Annotated in this window: 1 pseudogene; it reads left to right on the forward strand. The window is 43.3% G+C overall.

Annotated elements, in window-relative coordinates:
* Nucleotides 1-263, forward strand: a pseudogene (locus tag BN338_RS09665) (integrase); the annotation flags it as partial.

Genomic DNA, 263 nt, shown 5'->3' on the forward strand with positions numbered 1-263 from the left:
AGAAATACGCAATACCCTTGCTCCCATTTGGCATTCAAAAGCTGGAACCGCTCAGACAGCATTGATACGTCTCAAACTTTGTCTCAAGCATGCTGCTGCTTTGGGTTTGGATGTTGATTTACAAGCAGTAGAAAAAGCACGTGCTCTCTTAGGAAAACAACGCCATACAACTGTTAATAGACCTGCAATGGATTGGAAAGATGTGCCGGCTTTTTATCAAACACTTTGCCAAACAACAACCATGACGCAACTGGCTTTGCGTT

Origin of the sequence: Bartonella queenslandensis AUST/NH15 (assembly GCF_000312585.1) — a bacterium.
Classification (GTDB): Bacteria; Pseudomonadota; Alphaproteobacteria; order Rhizobiales; family Rhizobiaceae; genus Bartonella; species Bartonella queenslandensis_A.